Genomic DNA, 11,670 nt, shown 5'->3' with positions numbered 1-11,670 from the left:
GACAAAATAGGTCTCTATATATTATAAAGGCACTCCGCTTTAACCAAATAATAACATTGCGACAACTAGTGTTACGATTATGTTAAATGTTTGTGCGATTAAAAATGCATACAACGGTTTCCTGTTGTTGTGAACAAATAAATCCTTAAAATTCGTTTCAAGCCCTATTGACGTAAACGCGAGGGCAAACCAAAGTCCTTGAACACTTTTTAAACTACCTTTAACCGTAGCAACGTGCTCTGGAGAAATCACGAATGAAAATAATAAAGAGGCTCCCACGAAGCCTAGAACAAATTTAGGAAAGCGGTCCCAAATAATTTTCAAAGTGGGTTTTTCCGCATTTTCTGCACTTTTGGAATTGGAGTAAGTCCAATAAACACTAATGGCGAAGGCAGCAATGCCCAACAATACGTTTTGAGAAAACTTAACAATAGTGCTGATTTTTAAAGCTTCTTCACCAACTAACGATCCCGAAGCAACGACTGCTCCAGTAGTATCAATACTCCCTCCTAACCAAGCACCTGTCACCTCTTGTGACAAGCCAAGCCAATTAGCAATGTAGGGCATGAAAATCATCATCGGAATAGCAGTAATTAATACTAACGAAACGATATAGGATAATTTTTTTGAGTCTCCTTTTATCGCCCCTGAAGTAGCTATTGCTGCTGAAACTCCGCAAATTGATACCGCAGACGATAACATCATTGCCATTTCTGAATCAATTTTCAATTTTTTACAAAGCCAAAATGCAAAATACCATACCGACAAAACGACTACAATAGCTTGAAGCAACCCAAGGCCTCCAGCAGTTAAAATATCTCGGAAGATAACGGAAGTACCCAAAAGCACTAATCCAATCTTTACATAAAGCTCAGTAGACAAAGCCTCACGAAACCAGGTTGGTAATGTAAAAAAATTTCCTATAATCAATCCAATACCCAAGCTAAATATTACCGCTTCAAGATTATAATCCTGTACAACAGCGTTTCCCGCCAAAATAAGCGCCACAGCAGTAATAATAAAAACCGCGGGAAAGACTATTAATAAATTTTTTAATGATTTACCTAACAGCATTGCTCCAAGGATAGCGATAAAAAAGACTAGTATAAATTGCGCCCCAATTTTAAATAAATTTGCTCCTGAAATTACGGAATTCATTAACTCATCGCTGTTGTTCCACGAAAAACTCGGACGAGGTACCGCTACTCCTATTAAAGCTAAGAGGATAATAGCAAAGCCTAAAATAACAACGACCCAGTCTTCTGACAGGGAAAACGATTTAGAAGTTGACATAAAATTTTAAAAATTATTCGATTTTATAAGTTGATTAAATGCTGGTGCAATATATGGAAATTGAAAAACAAATCCATCATCCAAAGTATAATGGGTAGTCGCTGGCACGGTTTGAAGAAGTAAGCTAGAATCTACTCCCTTTGCAAACGCGCCAATTTTAGCGAGTAATTTTGGTAAAGGTATACTTACTAAAACGCCTACCGCTTGGCGAAATGCAGCCATGTATTCACGATTTTTAACTGGGTTTGGGCTACAAGCATGATATAGCTCACGCGGATTTTCCAAAGTTATAATCCAGTTAATCAATCTCGCTAAATCATCTTGATGAATCCAACTAATATACTGTCGACCGTTTCCGATAGTTCCAGCAAGCCCTATCTTTGCTAACGGGTATAATTCCTTTACCATCCCGAAATTCGGAGATAAAACAGCGCTAATACGTAGGATAACTTTTTTTGTCGAGCGAGCTTCCGAACTTAAAAAGCTCCTTTCCCACTGCTTCGTTAAATTTGCCAAGAAGTCATTCCCATATAACACGCTGCTCTCGTCTTGTATTTTTTTTACTCCACTATAGATAGATATCCCTGAAAAATTAATCCATAATCGAGGGGGATTGACCATGCGTTCGATCGCTACCCCTATTACCGATGTCGGTAATAATCGGGAATTTTCAAGAATCTTGCGGTTTTTTTCAGTAAAACGCTTTGTTATGGTCTCCCCGCACAGGTTAATTAATACGTCCGTACGTTCCAATGCTCCTACCCAATCTCCGATATGTTCGCCGTCCCACTGAACGTAATCAACCTGATCGCTGTACTTTACCGATCTAGTGAGAACAGTAACTTTAAATCCTTGACTCAAAAAAGAGGCTATCAGCAATTCGCCAATATTTCCTGTTCCTCCCGCTAACACAATCTTCATACTATTGAATTTCTACACTTATATTATAATGGTCTCTTAACACTGTTTTTGCAGCGTGGAAACCACTCATACCATGAACACCACCTCCAGGTGGGGTGGACGAGGAACAGATATATACTGACTTGTTCGATGTTCGATATGGTGTAAATCGCCAAGTCGGCCGCGTATAAAGTTGAAATATATCCATCACCCCTCCATTGATATCTCCTCCAATATAGTTAGGATTATACATCTCAAGTTGTCGCGTATTCATTGTAGAACGTGCGATAATTGTATCCTTAAAGCCCGGGGCATATCGTTCTAATTGATTTTCGATAAACTCGGTCCTATCAGAACGCGAGCCATTTGGAACATGACAATAAGCCCATGCGGTATGTTTACCTTGAGGCGCCCGTGTATCATCGAAAACGCTTTGCTGAGAAAATAACACAAATGGCCTGGAGACGAGTTGTCCGCTATTGGTCAATTGTTCGTTTCGAGCAATCTCTGAAAAAGTATCTCCCAAATGCACTGTCGCGGCTTGACCACACCGACTATCTGTAAACGGGACTGGATTCGATAATGCCCAATCTACTTTAAACACCCCCATGCCTTGACGATACCGCTGTAGCTGTTTTTTAAAATTCGGCATCAGATCTAACCCTTCTATTTTTAAGATCTGCTGAGGCGTAAGATCCAATACCAATATTTTATGCTTCGGTAAATCAGCACGATCGGTCAACCAATAATCCACCGCAATTTCTCCCCCCAAAGAGCGGTAATAGGCAGAAAGCGCATTTGCGATAGATTGTGATCCACCAATAGGAATTGGCCATCCGTATTTATGCCCTATACCGCACAAAACTATGCCAATGGCGCTAGTTGTGAAGTTGGATAACGGTTGAATACCGTGCGCCGCCACCCCGCCCCACAAGGCACGGGCCTTTTCTGTTTTAAAACGCCCTGCAATCCACGTTGCAGGCTGCAGGGCGTCCAAACCAAATTTTGCCAAGAGCAAAGGATTTTTAGGGAAACGCATTGGGCCCATGGTGTCATTTGCTAGCTTCTCCCAATTATTTACAACAGGTTCGACTAAGCGCAGATAGGCATCACCATCTATACCAAGTTCCCGAACCATCTCTTCGATATCTCTATGTAATATACCCGTCTCTCCAGAAAGTAATGGATGAGCGACCTGATATGGTGCGTGAGTAAAACTTAAGCCGAATTCATCGAGGGGAAGGGAGGAGAAAAATGGTGATGCAAATGCCATCGGATGAATTGCAGAGCAAATATCATGTTTAAATCCCGGTACTGTCAATTCCTTTGTTCGTGTGCCGCCACCTATCGAATCTGCCCCCTCAACTAAGAGTGTTGACAATCCTTGCCGCTGCAAAGTTATCGCTGCTGAAAACCCATTTGGTCCGGATCCTACCACTATGGCATCATATTGTTTCAATCTCACCTCCTCTTAATTGTATAAACAAATCTATATAGCATTCCTCTTTTGCGTTCCTCGCCCTCAATAAATGAGATATTTCCAGCAAGAATACTAAGCTCATTTTACAGTTTCCCTTTTTTTAAACCGTAAGATAATCTTGATCATTTTGGCTCTTGTTTCTATTCTGACGTACTAATTTATAATTAATTGAGTCGGTCGCCTAGAAAAACATTATCGTTTCTCCCCCCTTTTTGCGACATCGCAATGCAACATTGCTCATTCTATTGGACTTTTAGTCAGAATATGGACACTAGCCCTTAGAAAGGGTTGCTTATAATAAGCTTGATCCTCGCGAACCTAAGCGATTAAAGACTAAAAAATGACATCGAAAATTTAGACTGAGATACGCTATAATCTTTCCGTTTTAGGGACGCTAATAGCGAATATCCACAAGTGCAAACGGCCATTAAACTTAAAATAAATTGAAGTCGAAGCTACCTTATTCACTTTACAATTTTAAGTTTTAACGATTTTACTCCGAGCAATCAGATAGATATTATCAAATGTAGGCAGAATATTATATTTCTTACTGTTAATATAATAGTTTTTCATAGTAGTTTAATTTTTAATACACTCGCGCCAACGCCAATCGAAACGACCACAACAAATATAAAAATAAACAATAAAAGTCTACTATAATAGTAGACTTTTATTGTTTATTCATCCTTAAAAATACAGATAGTTTATCCCTAAAAACAATAGCTGTTTTCATCGATAAGTTTCTTCGCAATACGCTGCCTTGCTTCTTTAATATTAAATGGCTCCATTTTAGTAAATCTACGTAATCCAATGAGCATCATTTTTAACTCATCCCCTTCAGCGAAAGAATTCAACGCTTCTTTGCCCGCTATATTCACTTTATCTACAGCTCCATATAAATATACCTTCGCCATATCAGTGGCATACATTGAAGTTTGTTCTCCTTGTGTGTTATGGATTTTTTCGGCACGAAGCAGAACCGATTCAGCGACGTATGTATATCCAATTATATCTGCGATATTCATTAGAATCTCTTCTTCTTTAGCTAGTGACATCATCAGCTTCTGCACAGCTGCTCCTGCGATTAACAATCCCGTTTTCTTCAAATTTGCAATCACCTTTTTCTCTTTAGCAAAAGGTGTCTCGTCCTCGTCACCAAACTCCGGAATGGCCATTAATTCATTAGCTACAGCAGTTGCCGGCCCCATTAAATCAATCTCCCCTTTCATAGCTCGCTTTAGAAGCATATCAACAATTAGTAGGCGATTTACTTCGTTAGTTCCCTCAAAGATCCTATTAATACGCGCATCCCTATACGCACGCTCCATCGGCGCTTCGGCTGAATACCCCATACCTCCGTAGATTTGTACCCCCTCGTCCACAACATAATCCAGCATCTCGGAACACCAGACCTTAATAATGGCACATTCGATAGCAAATTGTTCAACAGATTTAAGTTTCGCTTTTGCCTCGTCCATCCCCTCGGCAAGCAAATAACGATACGCATCATCGATATTTTGTCCCGCCCTATATGTCGCAGACTCAGTTGCAAATAGCCGTATAGCCATTTCGGCTAGCTTATATCGTATCGCACCAAATTTTGAGATCGGTAAATCGAATTGTACTCGTTCATTTGCATATTTTGTCGCTTGAGAAATCACTGAGCGTGCTGAACCAATTGTTGCCGCGCCAAGCTTGATACGTCCTATATTTAAAATGTTGACAGCTATCTTAAAACCGTTCTCACGCTCTGACAACATATTTCCAATAGGCACAGGGCAATCGTTGAAAAAAACCTGTCTGGTTGACGAACCTTTTATCCCTAATTTGTGCTCCTCTGGGTTCATCGTGATGCCTCCGAAATCCTTTTCAACGATAAACGCGGTTAAATTTCTATCATCATCAATCTTCGCGAAAACAATAAAGATATCCGCAAAACCACCATTAGTAATCCACATCTTCTGACCATTAATCATATAATGCGTCCCTTGATCGTTTAACTTAGCAGACGTTTTGCCCGAATTGGCATCTGACCCGGCATTAGGTTCTGTCAGACAGTAACAAGCTTTCCACTCTCCCGTAGCAAGCCTAGGTATATACTTGTCTTTTTGTTCTTTGTTTCCGTAATATAGAATTGGTAAAGTACCTATTCCTGTATGCGCAGAAAGCGCAACGGCAAATGAATATCCACCCCCTACGGCATCGGTTACCAGCATCGATGTATTGAAATCTTTTCCAAAACCACCATATTCTTCAGGAATAGAAACACCAAGCATACCCAGTTCACCCGCTTTATCCATTAAGGATTGCATCAGTCCCTCCTCTTGAGAATCAATACGATCAAGCTTATTTAAAACCTCGGTATCCAAAAAGTCCAGACATGTCTGTCGAATCATTCTCGCTTCTTCATCAAATTCTTCAGGTATAAAAACATCAGTATACGCCGTCTCACGGATTACAAATTCTCCTCCTTTTATTGCAACTTTTTCTGTCATATCTATTTTAAATTAGATAACGTTCTTGATTATAACATTTCAAATATGCCAGCCGCGCCCTGACCAGTACCAACGCACATCGTCACCATTCCATACCTTTCGTTGCGCCGCTGTAAATCGTTTATCACTTGCACGGTAAGTTTAGCCCCAGTACAACCGAGCGGATGACCTAATGCAATCGCACCTCCGTTAATGTTCACGCGCGATTGGTCGAGTTCTAACTCGCGAATTACCGCTAAAGACTGAGATGCGAAAGCCTCATTCAACTCTATGAGATCTATAGCGTCTTTGGTCAAATTAGCTTGTTTTAAGGCTTTCGGAATCGCTGCAATAGGACCAATACCCATAATCCTGGGCGGTACTCCTGCAACCGCAAAACTTACGAGTCGTGCGATAGGGTCTACCTGCAACTCTTTTAGCCGTTTCTCTGAAACGACCAGTACAAAGGCCGCTCCATCGGACGTTTGGGACGAATTTCCCGCAGTCACGCAACCATCAGCCGCGAACACCGGTCTTAGCTTTGCGAGTGCTTCAATACTAGAATCGAACCTAGGTCCTTCGTCCGTATCTACAATAGAATCTCTACTCGAAATTTTTCCGTCTTTGATATAGGTTTCTGTTACTTTAATTGGGACAATCCCTGATTTAAAGTAACCTTCTTGAATGGCTGACGCTGCTTTTTGATGAGAACGCAACGCAAATTCATCCTGGTCTTCACGAGAAACGTTAAATTCTTTTGCAACAGCTTCCGCCGTCAAACCCATTCCCCAGTACCAGTCTGGATGTTCTTTAGCTACAACAGGATTGGGTACTATCTTCCATCCTCCGAAAGGCATCCCGGACATCACTTCAACGCCACCCGCTATGATACAATCGGCCATTCCCGCTTTAATCTTGGCTACGGCTGTCGCTATTGTTTCTAAACCCGACGCACAGTAACGGTTTACAGTAACACCAGGTACTTTATCCGTACTTAATCCCATAAGGGAAATTAAACGACCAACATTCAATCCTTGTTCTGCCTCGGGCATCGCGTTACCTACGATGACATCATCAATCTGTTCTACATCTAAGTTTGGTATGCTGGACACCATATGCTGTATTACCTCCGCAGCCAGATCGTCAGCTCGCATAAAGCGAAAGACGCCACGTGGAGCTTTTCCTACTGCTGTTCTATACCCTGCTATAATATATGCTTCCATTTTGTTCTATTTTACAGTGTAACTAGCGAATTACGATTAATAATTTCGCATTATCATTGCTTCAATTCGTTTTAAAATACCAATTATATCTTCATCAAATTTTGAAACTCTAGTTTCTCAAAGGTTTGCCTTTGGTCAACATATGCTGAATGCGCTCAAGCGTTTTTCTTTCTTTACATAATTCTAAAAATGCTTTTCGTTCCATATCGAGCAAATATTGTTCAGAAACTTCCGTAGGAGCGGAGAGATTTCCCCCGCACATAACCCATCCTAATTTTTCCGAAATCTTTTTATCATGATCGGAGATATAATTCCCCGCATGCATTGATGAAGCACCAACATAAACAATTCCCAAACCTTGATTTCCGAGAACTTTAATATTATTGCGTGGTGCAGGTTGAACATATCCAGCCTTTGCCAACTCGAGTGCTTTAGCTTTCGCATCAGCAAGCAAGCGTTTACGGTTCATCGTTATAGCATATTTTCCCCTTTGTAAATAACCGAGGTCATATGCTTCAACTGCAGAAGTAGACACTTTGGCCTGACCAATTGTTAAAAACCTATCTTTGAAAGTGTTTTGAACAACTTGATCTGACTTGTATTCATCCGAAGCACGCAAGGCGAATTCTTTAGAACCGCCACCACCAGGAATAACACCGACACCAAACTCTACGAGCCCCATATATGTTTCTGCATGAAGCTGAACGAAATCCGCATGCATCGAAAATTCGCAACCGCCTCCTAACGTCATTTGAAAAGGTGCGACCACAACGGGTATGGACGAATATCGAATTCGCATTGCGGTGTCCTGAAACATACGAACGGCCATATTTAATTCATCATAATCTTGCTCAACAGCCATCATAAAAATCATTCCGATGTTGGCTCCTGCCGAGAAGTTTTTACCATCGTTAGCAATCACTAATCCTCGATATTCTCTCTCCGCTAAATCGATAGCCTTATTGATCCCCTGAATGACATCTCCACCGATTGTGTTCATTTTCGTGTGGAACTCACAGTTTAGTATACCATCCCCTAGGTCTATTATCGTTACACCACTATTTTTCCATAGCGTCTTACTCTCGCGAATATTTTCTAAAACAATTAGATCTTGCGAACCTGGAATCGGCTTGTAGGATTTTGAGGCAAGATCATAGTAATGTTTTATGCCGTTTTGTATACTGTAGAAGGATTCATACCCCGCGGCGAGCATCTCGTGTACCCATGCAGCAACATCTCCACTTTGTCCATCAAGTCGCTTGGGTTCGTTTTTGATTTTATCAAGTGTCTGGCGTACACCTAGAGCGTCCCAAACTTCAAAAGGTCCTAGTTCCCATCCGAATCCGGCACGCATAGCATCATCGATGCGGTAGAAATCGTCTGTAATTTCCGGTACACGACGCGAAACGTATTCAAAAAGAGGATAATGCATCGCCCGAAACAGTTCCGCTGCTTTATCGTTGCCTTGCTCATAAACCTTCATCCGTTTGCGAATGTCTTCTATCGGTTTTGTTGCCTCCAAGGTCGTCGATTTTATTTTTTTCTGTTCGACGTACGATTGAGAATTTAAGTCTAGCGACAAAATCATTGACCGACCTTGATCATCTTTTTCCTTTTTATAGAATCCTTGTTTTGTTTTCTCGCCAAGCCATTTATTTTCGACCATTTTAGTCAGGTATGTCGGTAACCGAAACACACCCTTTGCTTCGTCCTCTGGTGCATTTTCAGCAAGCCCGTTAGCCACATTCACCAAGGTATCAAGCCCCACAACATCTGCTGTTCTAAACGTCGCGGATTTCGGATGTCCCATTGCTGGGCCAGTATACTTATCAACTTCCTCAACAGATAACCCAAGTTGCTCGACGAGATGAGTGACAGCGAGCATCGAGTATACGCCAATACGATTACCAATAAACGCTGGTGTATCTTTACATAATACTACCGACTTACCAAGTATTTTATCGCCGAAATTGGTAAGAAAATCTACAACATCAGTGTCGGTAAATTGAGTAGGTATAATCTCTAAGAGTTCCAAATATCGTGGAGGATTAAAAAAATGGGTTCCACAGAAATGCTTTTTAAAGTCCTCTGACCGACCCTCGGTCATCAAATGGATCGGAATGCCAGAGGTGTTAGAAGTAACCAAGGTACCCGTTTTTCTAAAACGTTCTACCTGATCGAATACAGATTTTTTTATATCTAAACGCTCCACAACCACTTCAATAACCCAATCGCATTCGACAATGTCTTTCATGTTATCATCGAAATTCCCCGTTTTTATACGAGAGATATAGCTTCTACTGTAAACTGGTGATGGATTTGTGTTAAGTGCAGTATCCAACGACAAATTTACAATGCGATTGCGAACATAAGGATGTTGTAAGTCTAAGCCTTTTGCTTGCTCAGCGGGTAAAAGCTCACGCGGAACAATATCTAACAAGAGTACCTCTACCCCAATATTAGCGAAGTGACACGCAATCCTCGAGCCCATAACGCCCGATCCCAATACCGCAACTTTTTTAATATTTCTATTCATCTCAATTATATTTTCACGTTTACATTCAACCGACCACAGTCTTCATTTTCGGGTCATAACTTGCCGCAAGTTCATTTACTTTTTGCAAGAGGCCGACAAATAATTGTCTATCTTTTTCAGGAATGGCAGATTCTAGATAATCGTTGAACTCTCTCACCACATCTTTTGCAATCTTACGTTTCTCCCGTCCCAATTCAGTAAGATATACCTTAACCGAACGTTTGTCTTCAGCGTTCACCTCTCTGTATATAAACCCTAAACTTTCTAAGTTGTTCAACACCCGAGAAAGCGACGTCGTTTTGACTCCGGTGGAATTCGCTATCTGCGAAACTGACGTGCCGTCCTTATGGATGTTTATAAGAATATAACCCGCAGCTTGGGTGAACCCAAATTGCGATGCGATGAGGTTATATTTGTTTGCAACTGTTTGCCAACTCGTTTTTAAAAAATAATCAATTGTATTATCTTGGTTCATAATTTGATGTATATTTTTGCTATGCAAGCATAACAAATTTAAATGATTACATTGAATAATCAAACTCTTTTTTTGGTTAATTCGGGATTATGACCGAAAAACACGCATCACACTCTCTAAGGTAGGTAAAGAGCATTGGCTAAATACCAATGTGGAAAACTTTTAACCGCTGTATTACTTGAATTTACGTTAAATAAATGCGAGGTTTTAAACGGTCAGCGAACATAAACTAAGAATATTCGCTTAACTTTGTAACATAAATTTCAAGCATATGGCATTAGTAAATATCCCACGATTAGATTTGCTCCAATTCACCAAAGGAAGTGACGCTGAACGCCAAGCGTTCATTCAAAATATCGGCAAAGCATTTAATGAGACAGGCTTTGTAACTATCGCGAACCATGGGATAAGTCCTGAATTGATCAGCGAACTTTACCAAGTAGTTAAAGCGTTCTTTGATCAACCAGAGGCGGTTAAACGTAAATACGAATTCCCCGAACTTGCTGGACAGCGTGGATACACGTCCAAAGGAAAAGAAAAAGCAAAAGATGCGAATACGCCCGATCTAAAAGAATTCTGGCAACGTGGTCAAACTATTGTTGGCGAAGAATATTCAAAAACTGACTTCCCAGACAACCCACTTGTCCACGAACTACCCCGTTTTAATCAGGTAACAGCTGAGATCTATAAGAAACTGGAAGATGCTGGCCGCGAACTCCTAAAAGCTATTGCTTCTTACCTTGAACTAGATCGAAATTTTTTCGAACAATACGTCATTAATGGAAATTCTATCCTTCGTGCGATTCATTACTTCCCAATCGATAATGTTGAGACCATCTCTCCGGATGCAGTTCGCGCTGGAGCACATGAAGACATAAACCTGATTACCTTGTTAATCGGAGCTAGTGCTGATGGGCTTGAAGTTTTAACGAAGGAGGGCGACTGGTTTCCGATCAAAGCTCACGGAGAAGACATCGTTGTAAATGTGGGCGATATGCTTCAACGCCTTACCAATAACAAGCTCAAATCAACAACACACCGTGTAGTGAACCCTCCAAAAGAACAGATGAGGAATTCACGCTATTCTGTTCCATTTTTTCTACACCCAAAATCTTCAATGAGTTTAGCTAGCTTAGAGACATGTATTTCTGATGATTACCCTAAAATATATGAGGATTATACTGCTGGGCAATATTTAGATGAACGACTGCGCGAAATCGGTTTGAAAATGTAACTGATCATACATACTAAAAACGAGCCCAACATAACGCACCAAATTAAGCGACATG

At 40.8% G+C, this 11,670-nt stretch carries 8 protein-coding genes; 1 reads left to right on the top strand and 7 read right to left on the bottom strand.

Annotated elements, in window-relative coordinates; genetic code table 11:
- Positions 1-39: 39 nt before the first annotated feature.
- The 7 genes from HP439_RS00690 to HP439_RS00660 form a co-directional block, all read right to left on the bottom strand.
- Positions 40-1,293 (bottom strand): YeiH family protein, encoded by a 1,254-nt coding sequence (locus tag HP439_RS00690; RefSeq protein WP_172388410.1) that lies wholly within the window; start codon positions 1,291-1,293, stop codon positions 40-42.
- A gap of 6 nt (positions 1,294-1,299) precedes the next feature.
- Positions 1,300-2,214 carry an epimerase gene (locus HP439_RS00685; RefSeq protein ID WP_172388409.1) on the bottom strand — a complete coding sequence of 305 codons (915 nt, stop codon included), beginning with the start codon at positions 2,212-2,214 and terminating at the stop codon, positions 1,300-1,302.
- 1 nt (position 2,215) lies between these two features.
- Positions 2,216-3,658 carry an NAD(P)-binding protein gene (locus HP439_RS00680; RefSeq protein WP_172388408.1) on the bottom strand — a complete coding sequence of 481 codons (1,443 nt, stop codon included), beginning with the start codon at positions 3,656-3,658 and terminating at the stop codon, positions 2,216-2,218.
- A gap of 725 nt (positions 3,659-4,383) precedes the next feature.
- Positions 4,384-6,168 carry an acyl-CoA dehydrogenase family protein gene (locus tag HP439_RS00675; protein ID WP_172388407.1) on the bottom strand — a complete coding sequence of 595 codons (1,785 nt, stop codon included), beginning with the start codon at positions 6,166-6,168 and terminating at the stop codon, positions 4,384-4,386.
- A gap of 29 nt (positions 6,169-6,197) precedes the next feature.
- A complete protein-coding gene (locus tag HP439_RS00670; RefSeq protein WP_172388406.1) occupies positions 6,198-7,370 on the bottom strand; it encodes an acetyl-CoA C-acyltransferase in 1,173 nt (390 codons plus the stop codon).
- 109 nt (positions 7,371-7,479) lie between these two features.
- Complete coding sequence (locus HP439_RS00665; protein ID WP_172388405.1) at positions 7,480-9,906, bottom strand: 3-hydroxyacyl-CoA dehydrogenase/enoyl-CoA hydratase family protein; 2,427 nt, start codon at positions 9,904-9,906, stop codon at positions 7,480-7,482.
- A gap of 25 nt (positions 9,907-9,931) precedes the next feature.
- Positions 9,932-10,381 carry a MarR family winged helix-turn-helix transcriptional regulator gene (locus HP439_RS00660; protein WP_172388404.1) on the bottom strand — a complete coding sequence of 150 codons (450 nt, stop codon included), beginning with the start codon at positions 10,379-10,381 and terminating at the stop codon, positions 9,932-9,934.
- Positions 10,382-10,652: 271 nt separating this feature from the next.
- Between HP439_RS00660 and HP439_RS00655 the strand changes: the two genes are divergently transcribed.
- Entirely contained in the window at positions 10,653-11,615 is a 963-nt protein-coding gene (locus tag HP439_RS00655; protein WP_172388403.1) for an isopenicillin N synthase family dioxygenase, read from the top strand.
- The last annotated feature ends 55 nt before the right edge of the window (positions 11,616-11,670 follow it).

It is taken from the genome of Sphingobacterium shayense (genome assembly GCF_013179575.1).
Classification (GTDB): domain Bacteria; phylum Bacteroidota; class Bacteroidia; order Sphingobacteriales; family Sphingobacteriaceae; genus Sphingobacterium; species Sphingobacterium shayense.
This window is presented reverse-complemented; position numbering and strand designations above follow the sequence as displayed.